Source organism: Paenibacillus sp. FSL K6-1217 (assembly GCF_045040735.1).
Classification (GTDB): Bacteria; Bacillota; Bacilli; order Paenibacillales; family Paenibacillaceae; genus Paenibacillus_AQ.
On sequence record NZ_CP150271.1, the window covers coordinates 163,274 to 188,656 of the forward strand.

Consider the following 25,383-nt stretch of genomic DNA (forward strand, 5'->3'; position numbering starts at 1 on the left):
ATGTGAAGGAGATCGGCGGATGAAAACAAAGCTGCTTGCCGCAAGCCTGGTCCTCTCATTGATCTTGGCGGTACTCTTCTATTCGGGCACCACCAGTGCGGATACACCTGAGGTGTATAACGCTGAACAAAGCTATGGAATAGCGAGTGAGGCCATCTTTTATCTGAGGGTGCTGAAAAGCGACGGTACCGCAAGCACCACCGGAACAGGAATTATCCTGTCTCCGGCCGGTACCGCGGCAACCGCGTATCATGTGGTCAAAGGCGCACAGCGCATCGAAGGGATCATGGCCGACGGAACGGTGATCAGTCCCATTAAGGTCACGAAGTCCGATGAGCTGAAGGATGTTGCCATCCTTGAACTGCCAAGTCCTGCTGCGATGAAGCAAAAGGACAATGCCTATGCCTACCTTCCGCTGCGCAAGGACAAGCTGAGACATGGTGAAGCTGTGTATGCCCTCGGGTATCCGCTCAAGAATACAGCGATCATCACAGAGGGGATTGTCAATACACCGGCAGCCGACATTAACGGCAGAAGCCGGATTCTAACCTCGGCCCAGGTGGCAAGCGGAATGTCCGGGGGCCCACTGCTCGATACGCATGGCGAACTGGCCGGTCTTATCTCCGGTTCCCTGCGGACGATGAATAACATTCATTTGATTGTGAATACGGAGGATCTGCGCAGCCTGCTGCCAGCTTCCTTCAACTAAAAGAACAATTACAAGCAGCTTATACTTGAGGCTGCGATATAATACCGACTATGGCTGTCCTCAGACGTTTCGTAGCAAACGCGGGGACAGCACTTTTTTTAAAAATATAAGAAATTATATGTTTCACACCATAATTTATCCTTCTATTTCTCGCTGAAACGGTACCGTCCTTTACAAGGACGGCAAAGCCGTTTCCACTTGAATATAGAATGTATAAGCTGCTCTATGATCGTAATTCAACCCTATGGAAGGAGGAGGAACCCGGGTGATTAAGGCCTATTTGCTGGATGTGAATCAGAAGGATCTCTATAAGCTGTCATCCATGCTTCGGCATACAGGCAAGGTGAATGTGATTGGCATGTCAGCCTATCCCGAGAATGTTGTAGACCAGATTGTTCTGCTGGAGCCCGATGTGCTGTTTTTGGATCTTCAGCTTCCCGGCCACCAAGGAGTCGTTGTAGCAGAGCTTGTGAAGAAAAGGCTGCCGGAAATTCAGATTGTGGTGGTTACCGAGACGAAGCAGCATGCCCTGTGGGCCTTCGACCAGGACATAGTGGATTATGTGCTGAAGCCGCTGGAGGAGGTCCGGCTGGGCCAGTCTCTGGAACGGCTGCGCAAGGGAAGCTGAAGCAGGCTGGCGGATGGAATCAGGATGCCGGATGTCTCTGCCCATGGTACAATGTACGGATAAGCAGAAAGGATGGGTGATTTTAGTTGAAGTACGATTTTAACCGGATTATTGACCGCCGCAATACCCGTTCCTACAAATGGGACCAATCGGAGAAGCTGTTCGGAGACAAGGAGATCCTTCCGCTGTGGGTAGCGGATATGGACTTCGCGAGCCCTCCTGCGGTACAGGAAGCGATTCTTCGCCGTGTACAGGCAGGAGTATATGGCTATAGCGTGACGGGCGACTCCTACAAAGCGGCGATTACCGGCTGGTACCGCAGACGCCATGACTGGGAGATTCAGGAGGAATGGATCTCGGATTCTCCGGGGATTGTCACCTCACTCAGCCTGTCTGTGGAGCTGTTCAGCATGCCGGGAGATCAGGTGATTCTGCAATCGCCGGTCTACTATCCTTTTTATGATGTCATCCAGATGAATGACCGCAAGGTGGCGGTGAATCCGCTGAAGCTGGAAGCAGGCCGTTATGTCATGGACTATGTCCAGCTGGAAGAACTGATGGCCGGAGGCGCGAAGCTGCTGCTGCTGTGTAATCCGCATAATCCGGGCGGTAGAGTATGGGAACGGGAGGAATTGCTGCGTCTGGGCGAGCTATGCCTGCGCTATGGGGTAACGGTGATCTCGGATGAGATTCATTGCGACATGATCATGCCCGGACACAAGCATATTCCGTTCGCTTCCCTGTCTCCAGAGCTGTCAGATATTACGCTGACCACACTGGCGGCGACCAAGACCTTCAATCTGCCGGGGCTGCAGACCTCATATATTGTCACCTCCAGCCCGGAGCTGAAACGGAAGTTCGACTATAAGATTAAGACGCTCAGCCTGCATATGTCGGCCTTCTTCTCGCCGGAGGCTGTAGAGGCCGCTTATAACGAGGGCGGAGAATGGCTGGATGAGCTGATCCTGCACATTAACGGCAATGCGGAATATGCCATCAGCTATCTTGCGGAGCATCTGCCGCAGGTGAAGCCGATGAAGCCGGAAGCCACTTATCTGCTGTGGATCGACTGCCGATCCCTCGGACTCGATGCGGACGGGCTTAAGCAGCTGATGTACCGTGAGGCCAAGGTCGCTTTTAATGAAGGATCTGTCTTCGGCACGGAAGGCCAAGGCCATCTGCGGATCAACCTCGCTTGCCCGCGTTCCCTGCTGGCCGAAGCGCTGGAGCGGTTCACCGGGGCTGCTGCGGCTTACGTGAAATAGATATTGCCTTGCATACCATAGCTGTACGCCGTTATCTCTTGAACATTAGTTCGGGGATAACGGCGTTTTTTTTGCGGATATCGTTGTGGGGACACACTGCAATACAAAAAGTGTAATACCTAAATTTGAAGCATAATGTTATAATAAACGACATATTAATCGGGTTTGTCTTTTTTTTCGACAGGAATTCCATACAGAGTGATGTATCCTTACATCAGCAGGACTGAAAAGGAGGGGCAGCAGCCATGCGGTTGACGAAGTGGCCGGAACAGCAGCATCTGTTCATGCGTTTGATGATACCCTATATCTCTTTCATGGTTTTTGCGTTGTGTCTTGGAGGGCTCTTTTATAAGCTGACCTACGATGTCGTCAAAGATGAAGTGACCGGAAGCAATATGCAGCTCCTGGAGCAGGTCAAGGAGACGATGGATATCCGGTTATCCGAGATTAACACGATTGCCCTGCAGCTGCTCAACGATCCGATGGTGCAGAGCTTTGCCCGCGTCAGCGACCCGTTCAGCAGCACCAGAACCTACAAGGTTCTGGAGACCCAGAAGAATCTCTACAGCTATAATACCTCGAACAATTTCGTGCTGGATTACTATCTGATTTTTAAGAACAGCAATTTGGCCTTATCTTCCAATTCCACTTACGAGCTTCCCGCTTTCTACAATTACGTACTCTCCAGCGCAGGAACCGACTACGAGACCTGGCGGAGTGACCTGTTCAGTACATACCGCAACCGTGAGGTGATGGCTTCAGGCTCGGCTCAATATCAGGGCAAGAACTATGACATGCTCACTTACGTGCAGTCGCTTGGTTATCCGGGCTCCATTCAGGGGGCGCTGGTCATTCTGGTGGATAACCGCAAGCTGAAGTCGCTGCTCTCAGGGGTTGATGTCTCCGATGGCGGCTGGGTCTCGATTATCGACAATGAAGGCCGCGTAGTCAGCGCCTTGTCCGGGGATGGAACGATTCCTGATCTGGACCCTGCGGCGTATCCGGCTGATTCCGGGATTATTGAGGCTTCGGGCAAGACGAACGATATGATGGTGACTTATACCAAATCCTCTTATAATAAATGGTCCTACGTGGTGGCTCAGCCGCCTCATGTGGTTCTGGGCAAAGTTCTGTCGATCAAAAAAATAACCATTATCGTCGTTCTGGCGTTTCTGCTGGTCGGCGTGTTCCTCGCGTATCTGTTCGCCACCCGCAGCGGCAAGCCGCTGGTCCGCATCCTCTCGACGCTAACAGAACGCCCCGGCGGCAAGCAGGCCCGGAGACCGAAGGAGATGTACGGCTTCATTCAGAATTCGCTGTCTGCTCTGATTGATAACAACGCCGCCCTGCAGGGTGAAATTGAGCGGCAGGCCCCCCTGCTGCTGGAGAGCTTCTATGAACGGCTGCTCAAAGGGGAATTCCTGAACCTGAATGAGGTCCATACGCTGCTGCGGCACCAGCATATGGAGATCACGGGTGAATCCTATGCTGTCGGTATTCTTCATTTCCGCGGGGAGGCCCGGGGCATGAGCGCAGATGCACTGCGCAAGCTGGACGTGGAGCGGGTGCTGATCAAAGAGGCGCTCCGGCTGACCATGGGCGGAAGCTTCTACGTGCATGATATCGCCGAAGACAAGATTGCCATCCTGTTCGTGGATACCGCCGGGGACAGCATCCAGTTCCGCCGGACGATCGAAGGGATTATCCAGGGTACCGCTGCGGAGATTGGAAAGCGCCTGATGCTGGGGTTGTACTTCGCCATCGGCGGCTTCCGCGCTTCACTGCTGGATGTGTCCGGCTCCTATGAGGAGGCGCGCCAGTCCCTGTCGTCTATTACCTGTGAGGAAATGGTGCAGACAGCCTGGTTCTATGACCTGCCGAGCGAGAACAGCCTGTTCTATTTCCCCGGTGAGGTGGAGAACCGCCTCAGCAATTATACGAAGGCGGGTGAAACTGCGGAGCTCCGCCGGCTGCTGGATTCCCTGTTCCGTGAGAACTTCCAGGAACGGCATTTGCCGCTGGCGATGCAGCAGCTCTTCTGCTGTGAGATGATCAGCTGTCTGGTGAAGCTGCAGGAGCAGCTCATGCTGCAATACCCTCAGCAGGTAAGCAGCCTGCTTCAGCAGCTGAATGCCACCGAGAATCTGCGCGAGGTCTATAAGAGTGCAGCCGCTATTTTTCTTGCCATGAGCGAAGAAGCCGACCAGCGCAAGAAGAGCCGCAATGTCAGGCTGCTTGACTCTATTCTTCTCTATATTCAAGAGCAGTACGGGCAGGCCAATCTCAGCCTGGATGCCGTAGCGGACCATATGAATATCTCCAAAGGGTACATGTCGCAATTCTTCAAAGAGCAGACAGGCACGAACTTCTCGGAATATCTGGAGAATCTGCGGATGAACGAAGCCAGAGCGCTGCTGGCGAACACGGGTCTGCCCATACGGGATATCGCCGAGCAGGTCGGTTATCATTCCACGAATACCTTCTGCCGGGCCTTTAAGCGGGACAGCGGGCTCAGTGCCACCGCATTCCGGCAATCCGCAACCGGATAATGGATACTGCTTACATGCATAGGAAGGCCGGGATAAGCTCCTGGCCTTTTTTGATATCAGGAAATCCGGGTGCTGAACAAGAGCGGGCCGCTGTTACCCGCTGGAAATGAGAATTATCTTGAAACTCATTGGGCGCTTCGGCATTGAATTCTACTGCTGGAAAGTCACCTTAAGTGTGATATAAATTAACTTTGAAATAGCGCTACATCTAGTAATTAATCCATATAATAGAAAAAATAAGCTGAATTCTAAGCAAATGCACATGGAAACGGCAAGTGCAAAGGCAGATTTCTTAACAAATGACAACGAAACGGACGATTTACAATTTACGCTCAGACTCTCCCTGCCTATGCTGAAGGTACACGGAAGACACACGAACAAGCCCCGCCGGGGAGTGATCGCAGGTGTGCCCAAGTCAACCCTAAGAGGAGGTGAGAAGTGAATTGAGCGAGAATCCCTTCGTCAAAAAGCTGATCAAAAGCTGGCAATTGTATGCGCTGATGGCACTGCCTTTTCTGTATCTGATTATATTTAAATATATACCAATGTACGGTGCCCAGATTGCCTTCAAGGATTTCTCGGTAGTCAAGGGCATCTGGGGCAGTGACTGGGTGGGCATGAAACATTTCAGCCGGTTCGTCAATTCCTATGATTTCTGGCGGATTCTCAGGAACACGCTGATTCTCAGCTTTTACAATCTGATTGCCGGGTTCCCGATCCCGATGCTGCTGGCCCTGGGACTGAATTATCTCCGCAATATCAGATTCCGCAAAGCCGTGCAAATGGTAACCTATGCGCCGCATTTTATCTCTATTGTAGTAGTGGTCGGGATTGTGAAGGAGCTGCTGGACCCGCGGATCGGAATTGTGAACAAAATCCTCGGGTTCTTCGGAGTAAGCCCGATCAACTTTATGGGTGAAATTTCGATGTTCTCTTCTATCTATGTCTGGTCGGATGTGTGGCAGCATGTCGGCTTCAACTGTATTATCTTCATCGCAGCGCTGGCCAGTATTGATCCTTCGCTGCATGAAGCGGCGGTAATGGACGGGGCAACGAAATTCCGCCGCATGTGGCATATCGATCTGCCGGGCATTATGCCGATGGCCATCATCGTGCTCATTCTGAATACCGGGCATATTCTCGATGTCGGCTTTGAGAAGGTGCTGCTGCTGCAGAATCCGATTAATCTGAAGGCCGCCGAGATCATTGACACCTACGTATACAAGGTGGGCCTGACATCGCAGGTGGCCAACTATTCGTATTCAACGGCGATCGGACTGTTCAAGTCGATTATCAATCTGATTCTGCTGCTGACGGTGAACAAGATTGCGCAAAAAACCAAACAGGGCAGCTTGTGGTAAAGGAGGCAAGACCATGAACACTATATTCCGCAATAATTCCGCAGCCGACAAGCTGTTTACGGTTCTGAACAACATTTTCATGGGCTTTCTCTTTCTGGCCGTACTGTATCCGATCGTGTATATTGTCAGCGCCTCGTTCAGTGACTCGCAGGCGGTGGTGTCCGGGGAAGTCTGGCTGTGGCCGGTGCGTCCGAGTCTGGACGGGTACAGGGCCGTTTTTGAGTACAAGCAGGTATGGGTCGGCTTCGGCAATTCCATTCTCTATACGGTAACCGGAACGCTGGTCAATGTGATCATGACCGTGCTGGCGGCCTATCCGCTGTCCCGCAGGGATTTCTACGGCAAGAACGGGTTCATGCTGCTGTTCATGTTCACCACCATGTTCACAGGCGGCCTCATTCCGAGCTATCTGCTGGTCCGGGATTTAGGCATGCTGGATACGATCTGGTCGATGATTATCCCCGGCGCACTCAGCGTATGGAATGTCATTATCGCCAGAACCTACTTCCAAATGTCGATCCCGCACGAGCTGCTGGAGGCGGCACAGCTGGACGGCTGCAATGATTTCCAGTTTGTCTGGAAGGTGGTTATCCGGCTGTCGGGTCCGATTCTCGCGGTCATCACGCTCTACTACGCCGCTGCGAACTGGAACCAGTACTTCAATGCCATGCTGTATCTGAAAAGTCAGGATCATTACCCGCTCCAGCTGGTGCTTAAGGATATCCTGGTCAAAAATGATGTGGATGTCGGGATGCTGTCGGGCGATCCGCAGGATGCGGCCAAACGCGAGGCGATGAAGACACTGCTCAAGTATTCGCTGATTGTGATCTCTTCTTTTCCGCTGCTGGTCTTCTATCCCTTCGTGCAGAAATATCTGGTGAAGGGCGTTATGGTAGGTTCACTCAAAGGATAATTAAAGGGGGGCTATATTGATGAAATTTAAGGCGGTCGTAACACTACTCGTTGGAGTGAGCATGCTGGGCAGTATTCTCAGCGCATGCAGCAGCAGTAATAACAGCAGCACTGGGGCTGCTTCAGGGAATGGGGCTGCAGGGCAGGCGGTTACAGAGGCAGGACAGTTCCCGATTGTGGATGAGAAGATTACGCTCCGCGTCATGACCGGAGCCAACCCGGCCGTCGAGGATTTCGATACGAATGAGTTCACCAAATATTTCGAAGAGCTGACGAATATCCATGTAGAGTGGGAGATTGTCCCGACCAGTACGGTTGCCGAGAAGCTTAACCTGGCGCTGGCCAGCGGTGATCTGCCGGATGTCATTATGACCATGAACGTGACGCCTGAGCAGCAGGCTCTGTATGGACAGCAGGGTGTGCTGCTGCCGCTGAACGATTACATTGAGAAATATGGCGTGAATACGAAGAAAATGTTCGAGGAAAGCCCGCTCGTAGAGTCTACTATTACCTCGGCAGACGGCAACATCTACGCGCTTCCTGCACCGAATGAATGCTACCACTGTTCGATGCGCCAGAAGCTCTGGATCTATGAGCCATGGCTGGAGAAGCTGAAGCTGGACATGCCGACAACGACAGAGGAATTCTATGAGGTACTGAAGGCCTTCAAAACCCAGGACCCTAACGGCAACGGCATCGCCGATGAAATTCCGTTCTCCGGTGCACCGCAGGTGAATCAGACGTCAACGCTCACTACCAGCGTCGAGAACTTCCTGATGAACTCCTTCACCTATGCGCCGTTCACCCGCATCTATGTGAATGACGAAGGCAAGGTAGATGTGCCGTTCAATAAGGATGGATGGAAGGAAGGCCTGAAATACCTTAACCGCCTGTATAGCGAAGGTCTGATGGACCCGCAAGCCTTGACACGGGATGCCGCCCAGCTTGTGCAATTGGGGGAGAATCCGGATGTGCCGATCCTGGGAGCTGCCTCCGGTCCGAATATGAGTGCAATGACCCAGCTGAACGGCTCCAGCGGCAGATGGCTTGAGTATGTGGCGGTAGCTCCGCTTAAAGGTCCGGACGGGGTGCAGCTTACACAGTATGATCCGTATCAGGTGGCACCCGGACAATTCGTTATTACTAACAAAGCGAAGAATCCTGAAGCCGCCTTCCGCTTCGCGGATGCCCTGTATGACCGGGAAATTACGCTTCGTTCCACAATCGGTGAACCGGATGTGGACTGGAGATGGGCAAAGGCTGATGAGATCGGCCTGAACGGCAAGCCCGCTGTCTATATGGATATGTCCAAATTCGGGGTTACCCAGAATAAGCAATGGTCGCAGACAGGAATCGCCTACCGTCCGAACTCGCTGCGCCTCGGCCTGGTAGCCAATCCGGATAACCCGCTGGACAGCATTCTCTATAACGAGACCAAGGAGAAATATGAACCGTACCGCGTCGATGTCGAAACAGTGCTGCCGCCGGTCAATTTCACGGTGGACCAGTCTTCCGAAATCGCCGATCTCTCCAAAACAATCTATGATTACACCAACGAAATGATGGCCCGCTTCATTATCGGCGATGCCGACATCAACACCGGCTGGGATCAATATCTGACCACGCTGGACAGCATGAACCTGAGCCGATACCTGGAAATTAATCAGGAGGCTTACGATACGTACAAGTCGGCTGCAGCGAAATAGAGACAACTTCCTACTTCCACCTGTAGCTGCCTGAAATTCGGGCAGCTGCAGATATAACATGCCTACAATACAAAAATCAGCAGGAGGACACACATGACCACGCTAGAATTCACCGTACCGGATCACTGGAAATGGTTCACCGAAAGCCGTTACGGCATGTTCATTCACTGGGGCCCTTATGCACAGTATGGCCGGGGGGAGCAGATTCTGTTCCGTGAGCATCTGGACCAGCGGGAATATGCCGAGCAGGCCGCTGCGTGGAATCCGCAGCATTTCGATCCCGAGCTGTGGGCAGCGACTGCCGTGAAGGCCGGCTTCAAGTATGCCTGCTTCACGACCAGGCATCACGACGGCTATTGCATGTGGGACAGCGCCTATACAGATTACTCCAGCGCGAAGCTGGCTCCGCAGCGCGACTTCGTCCGCGAATATGTGGATGCCTTCCGCAAGGCCGGGCTGCGGATCGGGCTCTACTACTCTTGGATTGACTGGCGGCTGCCAGCCTATTTCGACGGTCCGGCCAAAGATCCGGAGGGCTGGGAGAAGGTGCGGAATTACCTGCACAACCAGGTCAAGGAGCTGCTCACCAATTACGGGCAGATCGATCACTTCTTCTTCGACGGCGTGTGGCCGAGAAATGCCGATGAGCTGCAGAGTGTGGAGCTGCTGAAGGAAATGCGCAGGCTGCAGCCGGGCATTCTGGTCAACAACCGGCTGGGCTACTCCAGTACGCATGATGAATACCGCGCAGACGGCGGTGTCGGCGCGGGCGACTCTGATACACTGGGTGACTTCGGAACCCCGGAGCATCTGATCGTTGCCGACCGCCGGCGCCTGTGGGAATCCTGCCAGGTGACCACCTGGCGGCTCTGGAGCCATGTATTCGGCGAGCGCTGGCGTCCGGCTGATTACCTGCTGGATATGCTCTGCGAATGTGCGGAGAAGGGCGGGGCCCACGGCGGGAATCTGCTGCTGAACTGCGGTCCGACAGCAGAGGGAGAGCTGCCGCCGGAATTCGTAGAGCGGGCGCTGGCGATCGGCCGCTGGCTGGAAGTGCACGGGGAGGCCATCTACGGCTCTGACGGCGGCTCCATTACTGAATTTATTACCAGGGGACGGCAAACCACACGCGGCAATTACCTGTATCTAATCATCCGCTTCTGGGATGGACGGCCTGAGATGAGACTGGCGGATCTGACCAGTAAGGTGAAGTCTGTAACCCTGCTGACGACAGGACAGACGCTGGAGTTCGAGCAGCGCGCTGAGGAATTATTCATTAAAGGGCTGCCGGCTGAAGCGCCCTCCAGGCTGTTCCCTGTTATCCGTGTGGAATGTGAGGGTAAGCCTGAAGCCAATCAGTGGGGCCGGGAGCGCCTGTGGGAAGGCGATCCGGCCCGGGTGGCGGAATGGGCCCGCAGCCAGCGCGGTACCTCGGTCTACGCTGACGGCATCGAACGGTGATTAAGTCCCGGGGGCTTCACTCTGCCGCAGGAAGCGGACAAGGGATCAGCCACAATCTTGGAGCACAAAGGAGAGAGTAGCATGGGGAAGGTAGAGCAGCTGCTGCAGGAGAAGGGAATTGTATTGGGAAAAGTGCCTCCGGCAGTAGCGACCTATGTGCCTGCCACTCAGGCAGGCAATCTTGTATACACCTCAGGCAATGACTGCCGGATTAACGGAACACTGATGCTGACGGGAAAGGTAGGCTCAGACCTGACCGTGGAGCAGGGGTATGCCGCCGCCCGTCAGGTGGCGGTCAATCTCCTGGCTGTGCTCAAGGAGCACCTGGGGGAGCTGGACCGGATCAAGCAGGTGGTGAAGATGCTGGCTTTTGTCAATTCAGCACCGGGCTTCACGGAACAGCCTTATGTCATCAATGGTGCGTCCGATCTGCTGGTAGAGGTGCTGGGCGACAAAGGCAGACATGCCCGTTCGGCCATATCGGCCAATGAGCTGCCCTTTGATACCCCTGTGGAAATCGAGCTGATTGTAGAGGTAACCGAAGCATGAGCCTCTACGGGAACTTGCCGACCCCTGTTGTAATTATTGACATGGATATCCTGCAGCGCAATATTGTCGGGATGGCGAAGCGGCTCAAGGCTTGCGGTATTCAGCATCGTCCGCATATCAAATCGCATAAATCGGCAGCTATCGCCCGGATGCAGCTTACGGCAGGTGCCATTGGAATCACTACTGCCAAGCTGTCGGAAGCTGAGGTGTTTGCCGCCGCAGGTGTGGAATCAATTCTGATCGCTTATCCGTTAATCGGTGCAGATAAGCTGGACCGGTTCGCGGCGCTGCATATGAAGTGCAGGATGATCACTGCTGTTGACAGTATCACCGGAGCTTCCGGCCTGTCGGAAGTCGGCATGCGTACCGGGAAGCCGGTCCGGGTGCTGGTCGAGATCGACGGCGGGCTGCACCGGGGAGGCCGGCAGGCAGGCGAAGACGCCCTGCGGTTTGCCTTAACGGTCCAGAGTCTGCCGGGTATCCGCGTCTCCGGGCTGATGGGGTATTTCGGGACGATATACCGGAATACAGGCGAGGCGGCATTCATCGAAGCCGCCCGTGAGGAAGCAACCCTGATGATGGATACTGCAGCGCTGTTCCGGGAGGCCGGGCTGCCGGTGGACATCATCAGCACGGGGTCTTCGCCCGCTGCCCTCATGTGCCGGGAGCTGGGTGGTGTGACAGAGGTGCGTGCAGGGAACTATGTGTTCTGGGATGCATCCGGTGTGGGAATGGGGCTTGCTTCCGAAGAAGATTGCGCGCTGCGCGTGATTGCTACTGTAGTCAGTATCCCCCTGCCGGGGCGGGCGACTATCGATGCCGGTACCAAGAGCCTGACCAGCGACAAGGCCCACGGGCGTGACGGCTTCGGGATCATTGCCGGGCATCCGGAGGTCAAGCTGGCTGCTCTGAACGAAGAGCATGGCTTCCTGCAATATGACCCGCTCTTGGAGCCGTTTCAGCTTGGGGACCGGATTGAGATTATTCCCAACCATTCCTGCGTCATTCCGAATCTCCATAACCGTGTAGCGGGTGTCCGTAACGGCCGGTGGTCAGAATGGATTGCGGTGGACGCCCGGGGCTGCACTACGTGATGACGGGACAGCTGGCTGAACGACTGGCGGAACGACTGATATGAAAGATGGCAGCAACGACCGGCATGTAAAAAGGAGGCTGGCCTATCTATGGGACAGGTGAAGATTGAAGCGGCTGAAGTCACCCGGGTGCTGCAGGAACTGGTAGCCATTCCTAGCGTCAATCCGGCCTTTGAAGGCGGCTGCGGAGAGACGGGTGTCGCAGAATATGTGAAGCGTTATCTGACAGGGCAAGGAATTCCGTTCCTGGAGCAGCCTGTCCAGCCTGGCCGCAGCAACATTATTGGGATGCTTCCCGGCGGGCTTTCAGGTTCTGCGCTGCTGCTGGAGGCGCATATGGATACGGTACAGGCCACGGAGATGACGATTGATCCTTACGCCGCCGCTGTAATTGACGGCAGGCTGTACGGGCGTGGTGCCTGCGATACCAAAGGCTCGCTGGCCGCGATGCTGGTTGCCATGGCCGCGCTGAAGCGCAGCGGCCTGCCGCTTCCGGTAGGCGTGCATCTCGCGGCAGTCGTGGATGAGGAATACCGGTATACCGGAGTCAGCAGGCTCGCAGCCGCAATCCGCGCTGGTGAGCTGAGTTATTGCGGAGCTGTTGTCGGGGAACCGACTGGCCTGCACCGGGTAACGGCCCATAAAGGCTGTGTCCGGTTCTACATTGATGTGCTCGGCAAACCGGGCCATAGCTCCGAGCCGGATACAGGCATCAATGCGATTGAACAGATGGCCGAAGTAATCCGTTATCTGAAGGAAAAGATTGCACCCGCCTATGCGCTGCAGGAACATCCGCTTACTGGAGCGCCGACGCATTGCATCAGTGAGATAACCGGCGGTGCTGCGCCCAATACCATACCGGGCAGCTGCCGGATCACTATCGACCGGCGGACGGTTCCGGGCGAGGAGCCGCTGGAGGTCTGGCTGGGCTTCAAGGAGAAGCTGCGGGAGCTGGAGCGGCAGATTCCGGAGTTACAGCTTACCGTACAGGAGCCGTTCATTATCGACTATGCTCTGGACATCTCCGGCAGCCATCCGCTGGTGCGCCAGCTGGGCGCGGCGGTTGCCGTTTATGCTGAAGGCCGCCTTGAGCAAGGGGCCGCTTATGGGACGGATGCCAGCAAGCTGGCCCGTGTCAACGTGCCGTCGGTAGTTTTTGGACCCGGGAATATCAGCCAGGCACATACGGAGAACGAGTGGGTGTCTGTGCAGGAGGTAGTCTCCGCAGCTTCGGCGCTTGCCGGACTGGTTCTACATTATAGAAGGGATGGGATATGACATGACTATGATCAAAATTGGCATCGTGGGGGTAGGCACCATCTCCGAGCTTCATCTGAATGCGTACCGCAGTAACCCGCATGTAGAGATCTGCGCGGTATGCGATCTCAATGAGGGACGGGCCAAACTGGCTGCAGACAAGTATGGGGCAGCCAAAATCTACACCAGCTACCACGAGATGTTCGCGCAAGCTGGCATTGATGCGGTCAGTATCTGTACCTGGAACAACACACATGAGGACATCGCCGTTGCTGCCGTTCAAGCCGGAATTGATGTGCTGCTGGAGAAGCCGCTGACCACTACTGTAGAATCGGCGCTCCGGCTGGAAGAGGCAGTGAACAAGTCCGGGCAGATTCTGCAGGTAGGCTATGTGCGGCGGTATGATAACAACGCGCAGCTCGTCAAGCAGTTCAATGACCTTGGTGAATTCGGGGCTTTCTACTACGCCCGGGCCTCCAGTATCCGCCGGATCGGCAATCCGGGCGGCTGGTTCGCCGACAGGTCGCGTTCCGGCGGCGGACCGGTCATTGATATCGGCGTTCATGTCGTGGACCTGTGCTGGTATCTGATGGGCCGCCCCAAGGTGAAATCCGTCTCTGCCAACACTTACTATCAGCTGGGCAACCGGTCGAATGTGCAGCATCTGGCCGCTTACCGGGCCGCTGATTATGATGCTGCCGCAAGCTCGGTCGAGGACATGGCCAATGCGCTGATCCGCTTCGAAGGCGGAGCTTCGCTGATGCTTGACGCCAGCTTCACCCTGCATGCCAAAGAGAACAAGACCACCATTCAGCTCTATGGGGACAAGGGCGGCGTTGAGGTTGATCCGGTGCTGTCCTTCACCACGGAGAAGAATAATACGATTCTCAACACTACACCGCAGACCACACATCCCGGCTTTCATCTGGACACCGCTTTTCAGAATGAGATTGATCATTTCATTGAATGTGTGCGGCAGCGCCGCGAGCCGCTGAGTCCGGTGTCTGACGGCGTAGAGATCATGCGCATGCTGTGCGGGATTTACGAATCGGCGAAGCTTGGGAAGGAAATTGTTTTTTAAATGCACACAGGAACCGCATAGCTGAAGCCGGATTGTAAGATGAATTGCCCGGGTTGGACTTAACCGGCTCGAAGCGGATCGGACGGGATTAGATGGGAGCGGGCGGGAGAGGACGGGACGGGATCAGAGCGGGAACGAATCAGACCAGACCAGACGGGAGCAGATCGGATCAGATCAGATCGGAGCGGACCAGATCAGAGCTGACCGGACCGACCAGCCAAATGTTGTAGTTATTGCAACTTGGATTCTTGGTAAATGGGGAAATTGCAACAATTATTGCATAAATTGCAGGAATTGACACGCTAAAACGTCTGGAGGAGGAGAATTGCTGTCTTTCATGCAACATTCTTTGAACAGAGCGGAATGCCGGGAGAAAAAGTTGTATTTTCTGCAGGATTACAATGAACACAAATGATCGAGAGCTTGCTGCATGCACAATTCATCGCATTTAACGTTATCAAGCGAATGCTTCCGAGCTAGTTTAGCGAAGCTGAGACAGGAAGCGTATGCTATCTAAACTTTAGGAGTGAGAAAATATGAAGCTTGGCGTCAGCACCTACAGTTTATATAAAGCGATTCAGAGTGGAGAGATGGATGTTCTGGACGTCATCGAATGGACGGCAGCGGCGGGCGGGGAGCATGTGGAGCTGGTGCCGATCGGCTACGATCTGCATAAGCAGGACGGACTTGCCGAACAAATCCGCAGCAAAGCGGACGCATGCGGCATTGAGCTGTCCAACTATGCCGTCCGGGGCAATCTGATTACAGACAGCGAAGAGAGCTTTCATGCCGAGCTTGCCCGGCTGAAGACGGAGGTGGATATGGCGGCCCGGCTCGGCGTGAAGCTGCTGCGCCACGACGCAGCCACCCATCCGGATACCTCCATCCGGCATTACCGGAAGCAGTTCGCCCGGCTGACGGAAGGCTGCCGGGAGATTGCGGATTACGCGGCGGGCTTCGGCATTACTACCAGTGTGGAGAACCACGGCTATTTCCTGCAGACCAGTGACCGTGTGCTCGGACTGGTGGATGCCGTTGACCGGGACAACTTCCGCACCACACTGGATGTAGGCAATTTTGTCTGTGCCGATGAAGACCCGCTGGCGGCAGTTCTGAAGAATGCGCCGTATGCTTCCATGGTGCATTTCAAGGATTTCTACATACGTCCGGGAGACCGTGATCCCGGCGGCGGCTGGTTCCGCAGCGCCGCAGGGCGGTATTTAATGGGAGCCGTTGCCGGGCATGGCGATCTGGAGCTGGCGGCCATTACAGCAGCCGTTAAGAACTCCGGTTACGACGGGTATATCTCCATTGAATTCGAAGGACGTGAAGAATGCACAGCAGGGACTAAGCTGGCGATGGAGAACGTCCGTGAGCTGTGGGAGCAGGCGTAAGCCAGAGCTTCGCTCCCTGTCAAACCATACGAAACGGGGATGGATATGAACATACTGGTATTTTACGATGATACATTTCCTTATTCGGGTGACAGACCATCCCGTAGCATTATTGAAGGCATAAGCCGGTGGGCTACGGTGTCGGATGCGTCAGACCTGGCGGAACGCCTCCGGGCAGGCGGATGGGATGCGCTGATTCAGCTGCATGGCCCCTATTTCCCCAAGGCAGCCTGGAATGAAATCCATGCTTATCTGCTCGGCGGCGGGGGGCTGCTGCATACCGGCGGGGTTCCGTTCCGCGAGCCGGTGTCTGCAGGAGCCGAAGGCTGGAAGGTGGAGCGTCCGCAGGTGGCCTACCACCAGCTGCTGAACATTCATGATGCGCTGGCAGTCAGCCCGGCTCCGGTCGTTACCTTCAAAGCTTCCTCCGAATACCCGCTGCTGGAGAATTATGAGGAGCTGTTCACGGTCAAGCCTACCTGGGGACTGACGCTGCACCCCGCCAAGACCAGCGATATTCCCGAGGAGATGGGCGCCTGCGGCCCGATGGATATGTTCATCTATCCGCTGCTGACCGGGATGGACCATACCGGGCGGAAGCGCTCCGCTCCGGTTGTTCTGCTGGAGCTGTACAAGGGGGATTACGCCGGGAGCCGGTGGATACTGGTCAATCAGGAGCTGGACGAGCTCTTTTGGAGCAAGGGCGGGCCGGAGCTGCTGCATGAACTGGCGGATTATACAGCTCAGGGTGCAACAGAAATATGGCTGAAGAGCAGCTTTGCCTCCTATGAGCCGGGAGAGCAGGCACTCTTGACCTTGCAACTCCAGTCGTTATCACGAACTTCTGCGCTGGATGCTAAGTGGCAGTTCAGGCTGGAGATCAGCAAGGACGGAACTGATGAAGTGCTGTGGGAGGCCTTGGCTGAGCTGAACGCTGGAGCGGCCGCGCCGGATTTGCAGTTTGTGCGTTTGCCGGTTTCTTTGCGGCTTGAGCCGGGCTTGTACCGTGTATGCTGTACTGCGGAATCCTCGCGCGGAGAGAGACGCGTGCTTACGCAGGCCTTCTGGGGAATGGACCGGGCGCTTCTGCAGAGCGGGGAACCGCTTAGCACGGGCCGCGATTATTTTCGCCGGGGTGGCCAGCCGGTGCCGATCGTAGGTATGACCTACATGACCTCGGATGTCTCGCGGAAATTCCTGCAGCTGCCGAATGTGGACCGCTGGGAGTCGGACATGGCAGAGATGAAGCGTGCCGGGATCAATCTGATCCGCACCGGGATCTGGACCGGCTACCGGATGGTCATGTTCGCGGACGGTCATGCCGCCGAGGATGTGATGCGCGCGGTGGATGCCTTTGTGCTGACTGCGAAGCGCCATGAGCTGGAGGTAACGTTCACCTTCTTCTCCTTCGCGCCGGAGGCTTGGGAAGGGGAGAATCCCTATCTGGACCCGCGGTCGGTGGAGGCGCAGAAACGGTTCATTGCCTCCATCGTCTCCCGCCAGAAGGGGACAACCAATGTGCATTGGGATCTGATCAATGAGCCCTCGCTGTTCCATCCGCGCCGCGTCTTTCAGGGGCCATACACAGCCGGAGACCGCTTCGAGCAGGCGGCATGGAGCGAGTGGCTGCGTGTAAAATATAACAATGATCTCGCTGCGCTTCAGGAGCGCTGGAATATGACGCCCGGCCAGCTGCCTTCGTTCGAAGCCGCCCTTGCACCGGACCCGGATGACACGTATTTCCAGAGTGTGGTGCAGCCGAAGAAGTGGCTGCGCTGGACGGATTATTCTCTGTTCAGCATGGATATGCATAACCGCTGGGCCTCCACGCTGATTAGGACGATCCGCCGGTCGGACCCGGCTCAACTGGTAACCGTAGGCCAGGATGAGGGCATCTGCTCGCAGCGGCCTTCTCCGTTCTTCTATGCGGAGACAGTAGATTATACAACCGTGCATACCTGGTGGCAGATGGACCACCTGGGCTGGGACGGAATTTTCACCAAGACGCCGGATAAGCCGAATCTGATTCAGGAGACCGGCATTATGCATGTTCAGCGTCCCGATGGTATCGCCAAGCGGACGGAAGAGGAGCTGCGCAACATTCTGGAGCGCAAATATGCTTATTCCTTCTCGACAGGCGGAGCAGGTGCGGTGCAGTGGATCTGGAACACCAATTACTTCATGAATAACGCCAATGAATCCAATATCGGCGCCCTGCGTGCCGATGGAACCCAGAAGCCGGAAGCGGATGTCTCTTATGATTTTGGCAGCTTCATGGCGGAGATCGCCGGGCTGTTCGAGTCGCGGGAGCTGGAGGAGATTGCGGTGGTCTACCCGTTCTCGAATGATTTCTCGAACCGCAAGCTGGCCTTCGAGGCCACCACCCAGGCGGTGCGGGTATTGGCATTCGGCATGAATGTACACCCGCGTGGAATTGGCGAGTACCATCTGGAGGCCCTGCAGCGACATCCGGCTAAGCTGATTATTGTGCCAAGCGCGCATAACTTTGCTGATGAAGCCTTCGTACAGCTGCTGGAGCTGGCCCGGCAGGGCAGCACCGTGCTATGGAGCGGGCCTCTGAGGCTGGATGAGCATTGGGGACCGGCCGGGGATCGTCTGCGTGAGGAGCTTGGCGCGCTTGAGCACGGCAATATCCTGCGCGAGGAGATGCTGAAGCTAGGCGGGGAGCATTTCCCGGTAGCTTTTGGCCAGAAGAAAATCGGCAATCTGGCCGTGGAACGGCCCGCCGGAAGTGGCGGAGCGCAGGAAGTGCTGGAGGTTGCCATTGGAGCGGGCAAATTCTTGTACTGTCCGCTGCCCGTGGAGCTAAATGAGCGCTGGGAGCCAATTCAGGCATTGTACGCCTCGGCAATAAATAGCACCGGGGTACAGCCGGAGCTGGACTGGCTTCAAGGGGGAGAGCTGCCGGGTGTTTACGGGCGCAAGCTGGCTTTTGCGGGCGGCAGTCTGTACATCTTCGTGTCCGAATTCGGCAGCGATGCCGATATTGAAGTGCGTGACCCTAAGCACGGAACGGCGTATGCCTTCACTCTGGAGCGTGAGCGGACCGTCATGTTTGCCGCTGGTCTTGAAGGGCAACTGCTGGCAGTCTATCGTCCGCAGCAGGTGCAGATCCGGGTGAATTTGCAGTAAAATCATATAAACGAATGATGAGAAAGGGTGAACTATAATGGGATTGGGCTTATCCAACAAAATCGGTGTCATCGCCGACAGCTTCGGCAGGGATCTGCGCAGTAATCTGCGGATTGCCAAGGAACTCGGAGCAGAGGGCGTTCAGCTCTGGGCGATTCAGGGCGAGATGGACCCGGCCGGACTGACGGCGCAGGACCGCAAGGCGATCAGGACTTACCTGGCGGAGTTAAATCTTGAGTTGTCAGCGCTTTGTGCAGATTATGGCGGCCAGGGGTTTAAGAATCCGGAGGAGAATGGCTGGAAAATCAGCAAGTCAAAGCAGGCGCTGGACCTGGCGCTTGATCTGGGCTGCAACATTGTTACGACACATATAGGAATTGTGCCGGAGGACCCCGGCGCTCCGGAATATGCGATTCTGCTGGCGGCGTGCAATGAGCTGGCGGCCTACGCTTCCGGGCGCGGCGGCTATTTCGCCATCGAGACAGGGCCGGAGCCTGCCGCCCGGCTGAAGTCCTTCCTGGATTCGCTGGACACCAAGGGAGTCGCCGTGAACTTCGACCCGGCGAATATGGTCATGGTGACCGGAGATGACCCGGTCCGGGGGGTGTACGCATTGCAGGACTATATCGTGCATACTCATGTCAAAGACGGCGTGAGGCTGCGCGAGGTCGATCCGCATGAGGTATATGGGGTACTGGACCATGAACGGATTGCTGTTATGGGGGAAGGCGGAGCAGGCTTCCGCGAGGTTCCTCCGGGAGAGGGGAGCGTGGATTTCCCCGCTTATTTCTCCGCTCTTCAGGATATTGGCTATAAGGGATATCTGACCGTGGAGAGAGAAGTCGGCAACCGTCCCGAGGACGACATCGCTGCCGCCGTAAGATTCATCGGACAGTTCCGGTAAGCGGGGCAGGCATCCGGTGCGATAAAGAAACTGCCTGGAATAGGCACTATTGTGTTTCAACATGAGAACAGCGGCGCTTCCTTCCGTGTGAGCCAGCCGCTGTTTTTGTTGCAGTGAACACATTGGGCGGGGCTGAATTGCTAGGGGCAAATGTAATCGAAAGACCGAACACATTGAGCGCTGCGGAGATGTGCGGGTCAAATATACAACACAAGTCGCCCCTCCTTGCCGGCATACTCATCCGCCATGCTACTTATTGAGCAGATCGCAGACCCATGATAAGATGGGCAGTGCAGTATGGCTGATAGCATAAGTATGAGCAGATAGAGTAAGTATGAGTAGATAGAGTAAATATACGAGTAAGATTAAATAGAGAGTGGAGAGATAGAGATGAGTAACAGCACAACTAGAATCATCATCGATTGTGACACAGGAATAGACGACGCACTGGCCATATTGTATGCGCTCCGGGCACCGGGTGTGGTGGTCGAGGGGATCACGACAGTGTTCGGCAACATTGATGTGCAGCAGGCGGCGGATAATACGTTGCGGCTGCTTGAGCTTGCGGCTCCGGGCTATGAAATCCCGGTAGCGCTTGGGGCTTCCCGGGCGTTGGTTCGCGAGCTGACAGGCTTCTCCACCCATGTTCACGGGGAGAACGGCATTGGCGGCGTTCAGCTGCCTCCTTCCCGGCAAGTGCCGGTTCAAGAGACGGCCGCAGAGTTCATTGTGCGGATGGCGGATGAGCATCCAGGAGAGCTGGTGCTGGTGACGCTCGGACGGCTGACGAACCTGTCGCTGGCCCTGGATCTGGACCCTCAGCTGACCTCCAAGCTGAAGAAGGTGGTGGTTATGGGCGGCACGGTCTTTAAGCCGGGCAATGTCACGCCGGTGGCCGAAGCCAATCTGTGGGGCGACCCGGATGCGGCTGACCGTGTATTCACCTCAGGGCTGCCTGTAATGATGATCGGGCTGGATGTGACACTTCAGACGCGGATCACTTCTGAGCATGTGGAGCTGCTAAAGCGGCATGGGCGGGAGGAGAACAAGGCGGTCATTAATTTCATGGAAGAGTCGCTGGCGTATTATTTTAAATTTTACCGTGAGGCGAACTATCTGATCAATAGCGCTCCGCTGCATGATCCGCTGGCCCTGATGGCTGCCTTGCAGCCGGATCTGGTAACCTGCCGCCGGATGAAGGTCCGTGTAGAGCATCAGGGAACGTTCACTTCCGGTATGGTCGTAGCCGATTTGCGGGCACAGCCGAAAGAAGGGGAGTTCATCGAAGTCGCCGTAGAGGTGGATGCTGAACGTGCGGTCGGTGTCTTTTTAAGCGTATTTATGTAGGTGTAAAGGGAACCCCGGACGGGTGAATCTGCAATGGTTACAATACCTTCATTTGCTATATTTATCTAGTTTGCTAGAATAGTAGGGGATGTAAGGTTGAGAGATTCACAATCTATCTAAGAGAATGGGGAACTTACTTATATGAAGCATCTGGCCAAAATAGTATTATGCGCAGCCATCTCACTCGGCAGCCTCTCGGCACTTCCGGCGAGTGCGGTCCATGCTGCACCTGCGGGTGTAAGTATCATGCTGGACGGTTATCCGTTGCCGTTCCCGGTGGCGCCGGTGATGATGAACGGAACGACGATGGTGCCCTTCCGCGCCATCTCTGAAGCCCTGGGAATTCAGGTGGAATGGGATCAGAAGGCCCGCAAAATCACAGCCACCCGGAAGGCCGCAGCCGGAAGCGCTCCAACTGTAGTGGTCCTGACCCTCGGCAGCAAAGATGCAGTCGTGAACGGGACAGTAGTGAAGCTTGCGGCAGCGCCGCAGGATATCCGCGGAACAACGATGCTGCCGCTCAAATTCTTCAGCCAGCAGTTCGGGGCGGCTGCCTCCTGGGATCAGGCGTCCAAGACCGTATCCATCACCTCCCCGAAGCGGGACATGTATACCTTGGGCTTCTACGCGCAGAAGGCTTACAGTGAGGTCTCGCTGATTCCGAGCTTTGATGCGGTTGCTTTTGGCTGGGCCCGGATTGACAAGAACGGCCAGTTCACCACTACCGGCAAGGATTTCTGGTGGCCGGAGGCGGCAGGCGAGGTTACGCCGGAATCGATTGTGCAGAATGCGGCGGCGGGAGGGACCGCTCCCTACCTGATGATCTATTCCAGTGACTCGTCACTGGAGTTGAGCAAGAATCTGGAGGACGCGCAGCTCCAGCAGCAGACGATCGCCAGTATTGTTGAACTTGCTTCCAGCAAGGGATTCAAGGGTATCGGACTGGATCTGGAAGGACTTGGGCTGACGGGGGATAAGGCGCTGGTGCAGAGCCAATATAACGCTTTTGTCAAAAATCTCTCCACAGCCGCCCGCGCCGCCAGTCTCAAACTGACCGTCATTCTGCATCCGCTGAACAGCTCCTACAAGGGCTATGATTACAAGACGCTGGGGTCACTTGCAGATGATTTGGTCATCATGGCTTATGCCTATGAAGGGGAGACCGGGCCGGAGCCGATGAATAAGGTCGATGAGAGCATCCGGCTGGCGCTTGATCAGGTCAGCAAGGACAAGCTGATTCTCGGGATATCGGTCTACAGTGAGAACGAATCGTCCGTCAATGCCAAGATCGGCCTGGCCAAGCGTTACGGGCTGAAGGGAATTGCGGTCTGGCGTCTGGGGATCATCGGCCAGCCGGTGCTGAACCGGATGGGCGAAGCTGTCGAGCTGTAACAGGTTAATTGATCTGAATGAGACTGCCGTATGGTGAGCCTATAACCATGCGGCAGTCTTTTTGCAAAGATCAAATGTCACATTAACCTCGCGGGCTAACCTGTATAATTCTATAGTTAACTTTATTGCGAATGTGCCAACATCCAAGGAGGACTATAGAAGATGAGTACGAAATACAAAGCACTGGAACTGGATAAGCCGATGACTTACGAGCTGGAAGGGCTGGAAGTCGGCGTGACCTCTAACTGCAATTTCCGCTGTGATTACTGCTGCGCTTATAATAGAAACGATGGTCAGACACTGGACGGTAAGGAGGTCATCCGCATTCTGGAGGAGCTGCCTAATCTGAAGCGTGTGCGTCTGTCGGGCGGAGAGGTTACACTGAAGTTTCAGGATTGCGTGGAGATCGTTGCCTATTGCACCTCCCGGGGCATTCAGACTCAGCTCAACTCGAACGGCAGCCTGCTGAATGAAGAGCGAATCGCACAGCTGGTCGAAGCAGGTCTGACAACGATACATATCTCTTTCAACTTCACCACCGCCGAGGGCTTCTCGCGTTATTACAACATTCATCCGAGTGTCTATCACAAAATCAGGGAGAATATCACCATGTTCGCCAAAACCCGTGTCAATGTGGTGCTGGAGACGCTGCTGTTCAATGAAACGCAGGATCATATGCAGGAAATCAGTGAGCATGTCTATTCTATGGGCGTAAGAACGCATGAAATTCAGAATAGCATTATTATGGGACATACCGGCTGGAAGGCGATTGCCGCCCGGGAGCAGCTGAAGAATGCCGTCAATGAGCTGATTGCACGGAAGCCGGAGGATACCACCCTCTACTTCACCTGTATGGACCGGTTCATGGACGCGATGGGCTTCGAGGAGCAGCCGGGTGTCTACTTCCCGCATTGCATCGAGGGCATGAAGCAGCTGCATCTGCACGGCAACGGCGATATTCTGATCTCCGAGCTGTGTCATCCGGTCATTATCGGCAATATCTATAACGGAACTTCACTTAAGGACTTGTACAGCAATATGCCTGCACCGCTGTCGGACTATCTGGAGAAGCGCCCTTGTCCGGCGCTGGACGCATTGTTCCCGCAAGGAGTGTAGCTCTGTTACCGGCTTTGACAGCATTGGCGGACAGTGCAGCGGCGTATGGTGGTATAGTGAACATGGGGGGATGAGAACCATGCTTGGTGCAATAAGACGCGGATTAGTATCATCCAATCGTGTGCTGGAGCGCATCATGCCGCTGCTGACACCCGCAGCCATTGTGGCCGGGGTACTGAATGAGGCTTCGCTGCTTCCGTTAACCTGGCTGGTGCCATGGATCTTTGCGGGGATGACGCTGATTGGCAGTCTGAAGTCCAATTTCCGGGATCTGCTTGCCGTGCTGGTCAAGCCGCAGAAGCTGATCATTCTGCTGGTCATCCTGCATGTCGTGATGCCGCTGATCGGCTGGCTGTCCGCGATGCTGTTTTTCCCGGAAGATCCTTATACCGTTACAGGGTATGTGCTGCTTTTTGCGATTCCAACCGGGGTGGTCAGTGTAGTCTGGGTGTCCATGCATGGCGGGAATATCGCTCTAACGCTGGCTCTGATCCTGATCGATACGCTGTTATCGCCATTAATTGTACCGGCTACCCTGTATGTTCTAATGGGCGCAAGTGTACAGATGGACGCCGGTGAGATGATGCGGGGTCTGCTCTGGATGGTGGTGCTGCCCTCTGTTGCGGGAATGCTGCTGAACCAATTCAGCAAAGGCAAGATCAGCGCGGCCTGCGGCCCGCCGCTTGCCCCGTTTGTCAAGGTGGGCTTGTTCATCGTAGTCTCTATCAACGGTGCCAGCATTGCCCGGTATCTGAAGCATCCGGACGGCAAGCTCGCGCTGATTATCGCGGTTACCTTCGTTACAGTTGCGCTCGGCTACGTCATTGGAGCGATAGTCTCACGCCGCCTGCACTATGATCATGAGAGCTCCGTTGCCGTGCAGTTCAACTCCGGCATGCGCAATCTCAGTGCAGGTGCAGTGCTGGCCGTCCGCTATTTCCCGCCAGCCGTGGCATTACCGGTAATCTCCGGTATGCTGTTCCAGCAGATTCTGGCCGCCTGCTCCGGCATGTTCATCCGCAGCAGAGTGAGACGGCGGCAGGAGGCTGATCAGCAGACAGATCGGCCGGGTGCCCCAGCCCCGGCAGACAGCCGCAGCCCGATGTAGATTAGCCTCCGGTATACGAACCCGTTTTTCCTGATCATGCCGCTGTCAGCGGCAGAAGGGAAGAGCGGGTTTTGTAGTGTGTGGGATAAAATGTATAATTTATGCCGACATTCGACAAAATTCGATATTATTTCTGAAAATACTACAAGGAATATTCATTATTTTCGAGGAAAATCCGATAATCATTGTAATAATGTAACCATTTTGGCGGTTTAGAAGCTATATAAGCAGCATTCAAGAAATAAACGAAAAGCAAAAAGAAGCGGAGGGGAAATTTGGAACTGTAGGAGCGATAGCGTCCGCCTTTGTCAACGGATTTCTACCACGAAGAGCGGATTAAATCTGAGAAGTCTGTTGACAACAGCGCCCGAAAGTCCAAATGTTCACCGCAGTGACG

The 25,383-nt window shown here is 55.2% G+C and carries 19 protein-coding genes; all 19 read left to right on the forward strand.

What is annotated here, in order from left to right; translation table 11 throughout:
- Positions 1-19 precede the first annotated feature (19 nt).
- Positions 20-709: a serine protease gene (locus MHH28_RS00670; protein ID WP_405110396.1), complete on the forward strand. Its 690-nt coding sequence runs from the start codon at positions 20-22 to the stop codon at positions 707-709.
- Between the two features lie 265 nt (positions 710-974).
- The gene (locus tag MHH28_RS00675; protein WP_405110399.1) at positions 975-1,337 is read left to right on the forward strand and encodes a LytR/AlgR family response regulator transcription factor; all 363 of its coding nucleotides are present in this window, start codon (positions 975-977) and stop codon (positions 1,335-1,337) included.
- A gap of 86 nt (positions 1,338-1,423) precedes the next feature.
- Positions 1,424-2,602, forward strand: a complete 1,179-nt coding sequence (locus tag MHH28_RS00680; RefSeq protein ID WP_405110402.1) for a MalY/PatB family protein — start codon at positions 1,424-1,426, stop codon at positions 2,600-2,602.
- A 245-nt stretch (positions 2,603-2,847) separates the two neighbouring features.
- On the forward strand, positions 2,848-5,151 hold the full coding sequence (locus MHH28_RS00685; protein WP_405110404.1) for a helix-turn-helix domain-containing protein: 2,304 nt from the start codon (positions 2,848-2,850) through the stop codon (positions 5,149-5,151).
- A 443-nt stretch (positions 5,152-5,594) separates the two neighbouring features.
- Positions 5,595-6,512, forward strand: a complete 918-nt coding sequence (locus MHH28_RS00690) for an ABC transporter permease (protein WP_405110407.1) — start codon at positions 5,595-5,597, stop codon at positions 6,510-6,512.
- Between the two features lie 13 nt (positions 6,513-6,525).
- Positions 6,526-7,425, forward strand: a complete 900-nt coding sequence (locus MHH28_RS00695; protein WP_405110410.1) for a carbohydrate ABC transporter permease — start codon at positions 6,526-6,528, stop codon at positions 7,423-7,425.
- A gap of 19 nt (positions 7,426-7,444) precedes the next feature.
- On the forward strand, positions 7,445-9,130 hold the full coding sequence (locus MHH28_RS00700; RefSeq protein WP_405110412.1) for an ABC transporter substrate-binding protein: 1,686 nt from the start codon (positions 7,445-7,447) through the stop codon (positions 9,128-9,130).
- A gap of 93 nt (positions 9,131-9,223) precedes the next feature.
- On the forward strand, positions 9,224-10,591 hold the full coding sequence (locus MHH28_RS00705; protein WP_405110415.1) for an alpha-L-fucosidase: 1,368 nt from the start codon (positions 9,224-9,226) through the stop codon (positions 10,589-10,591).
- Between the two features lie 81 nt (positions 10,592-10,672).
- The gene (locus MHH28_RS00710) at positions 10,673-11,140 is read left to right on the forward strand and encodes a RidA family protein (RefSeq protein ID WP_405110418.1); all 468 of its coding nucleotides are present in this window, start codon (positions 10,673-10,675) and stop codon (positions 11,138-11,140) included.
- A gap of 41 nt (positions 11,141-11,181) precedes the next feature.
- On the forward strand, positions 11,182-12,234 hold the full coding sequence (locus MHH28_RS00715; RefSeq protein WP_405110421.1) for an alanine racemase: 1,053 nt from the start codon (positions 11,182-11,184) through the stop codon (positions 12,232-12,234).
- A gap of 90 nt (positions 12,235-12,324) precedes the next feature.
- Entirely contained in the window at positions 12,325-13,512 is a 1,188-nt protein-coding gene (locus MHH28_RS00720) for an ArgE/DapE family deacylase (RefSeq protein WP_405110424.1), read from the forward strand.
- 1 nt (position 13,513) lies between these two features.
- A complete protein-coding gene (locus MHH28_RS00725; protein WP_405110427.1) occupies positions 13,514-14,572 on the forward strand; it encodes a Gfo/Idh/MocA family protein in 1,059 nt (352 codons plus the stop codon).
- Positions 14,573-15,108: 536 nt separating this feature from the next.
- Complete coding sequence (locus tag MHH28_RS00730; protein WP_405110429.1) at positions 15,109-15,966, forward strand: sugar phosphate isomerase/epimerase family protein; 858 nt, start codon at positions 15,109-15,111, stop codon at positions 15,964-15,966.
- A 45-nt stretch (positions 15,967-16,011) separates the two neighbouring features.
- Positions 16,012-19,119 carry a glycoside hydrolase gene (locus tag MHH28_RS00735; RefSeq protein ID WP_405110432.1) on the forward strand — a complete coding sequence of 1,036 codons (3,108 nt, stop codon included), beginning with the start codon at positions 16,012-16,014 and terminating at the stop codon, positions 19,117-19,119.
- Between the two features lie 37 nt (positions 19,120-19,156).
- On the forward strand, positions 19,157-20,023 hold the full coding sequence (locus MHH28_RS00740) for a sugar phosphate isomerase/epimerase family protein (RefSeq protein ID WP_405110435.1): 867 nt from the start codon (positions 19,157-19,159) through the stop codon (positions 20,021-20,023).
- A 390-nt stretch (positions 20,024-20,413) separates the two neighbouring features.
- On the forward strand, positions 20,414-21,370 hold the full coding sequence (locus MHH28_RS00745) for a nucleoside hydrolase (protein WP_405110438.1): 957 nt from the start codon (positions 20,414-20,416) through the stop codon (positions 21,368-21,370).
- A 141-nt stretch (positions 21,371-21,511) separates the two neighbouring features.
- Entirely contained in the window at positions 21,512-22,762 is a 1,251-nt protein-coding gene (locus tag MHH28_RS00750) for a stalk domain-containing protein (RefSeq protein ID WP_405110440.1), read from the forward strand.
- A 162-nt stretch (positions 22,763-22,924) separates the two neighbouring features.
- Positions 22,925-23,878, forward strand: coding sequence for a radical SAM protein (locus tag MHH28_RS00755; RefSeq protein ID WP_405110443.1), 954 nt, complete (start codon positions 22,925-22,927; stop codon positions 23,876-23,878).
- 79 nt (positions 23,879-23,957) lie between these two features.
- Positions 23,958-24,986, forward strand: a complete 1,029-nt coding sequence (locus MHH28_RS00760) for a bile acid:sodium symporter family protein (protein ID WP_405110446.1) — start codon at positions 23,958-23,960, stop codon at positions 24,984-24,986.
- Positions 24,987-25,383 lie beyond the last annotated feature (397 nt).

Bases quoted from the DNA above. Each gene is read 5' to 3' on its own strand.
- MHH28_RS00755 (WP_405110443.1), top strand. From the start codon at position 22,925: ATGAGTACGAAATACAAAGCACTGGAACTGGATAAGCCGATGACTTAC.
- MHH28_RS00710 (WP_405110418.1), top strand. From the start codon at position 10,673: ATGGGGAAGGTAGAGCAGCTGCTGCAGGAGAAGGGAATTGTATTGGGA.
- MHH28_RS00745 (WP_405110438.1), top strand. From the start codon at position 20,414: ATGAGTAACAGCACAACTAGAATCATCATCGATTGTGACACAGGAATA.
- MHH28_RS00760 (WP_405110446.1), top strand. From the start codon at position 23,958: ATGCTTGGTGCAATAAGACGCGGATTAGTATCATCCAATCGTGTGCTG.
- MHH28_RS00720 (WP_405110424.1), top strand. From the start codon at position 12,325: ATGGGACAGGTGAAGATTGAAGCGGCTGAAGTCACCCGGGTGCTGCAG.
- MHH28_RS00705 (WP_405110415.1), top strand. From the start codon at position 9,224: ATGACCACGCTAGAATTCACCGTACCGGATCACTGGAAATGGTTCACC.
- MHH28_RS00670 (WP_405110396.1), top strand. From the start codon at position 20: ATGAAAACAAAGCTGCTTGCCGCAAGCCTGGTCCTCTCATTGATCTTG.
- MHH28_RS00715 (WP_405110421.1), top strand. From the start codon at position 11,182: ATGGATATCCTGCAGCGCAATATTGTCGGGATGGCGAAGCGGCTCAAG.
- MHH28_RS00730 (WP_405110429.1), top strand. From the start codon at position 15,109: ATGAAGCTTGGCGTCAGCACCTACAGTTTATATAAAGCGATTCAGAGT.
- MHH28_RS00750 (WP_405110440.1), top strand. From the start codon at position 21,512: ATGAAGCATCTGGCCAAAATAGTATTATGCGCAGCCATCTCACTCGGC.
- MHH28_RS00725 (WP_405110427.1), top strand. From the start codon at position 13,514: ATGACTATGATCAAAATTGGCATCGTGGGGGTAGGCACCATCTCCGAG.
- MHH28_RS00685 (WP_405110404.1), top strand. From the start codon at position 2,848: ATGCGGTTGACGAAGTGGCCGGAACAGCAGCATCTGTTCATGCGTTTG.
- MHH28_RS00700 (WP_405110412.1), top strand. From the start codon at position 7,445: ATGAAATTTAAGGCGGTCGTAACACTACTCGTTGGAGTGAGCATGCTG.
- MHH28_RS00740 (WP_405110435.1), top strand. From the start codon at position 19,157: ATGGGATTGGGCTTATCCAACAAAATCGGTGTCATCGCCGACAGCTTC.
- MHH28_RS00695 (WP_405110410.1), top strand. From the start codon at position 6,526: ATGAACACTATATTCCGCAATAATTCCGCAGCCGACAAGCTGTTTACG.
- MHH28_RS00735 (WP_405110432.1), top strand. From the start codon at position 16,012: ATGAACATACTGGTATTTTACGATGATACATTTCCTTATTCGGGTGAC.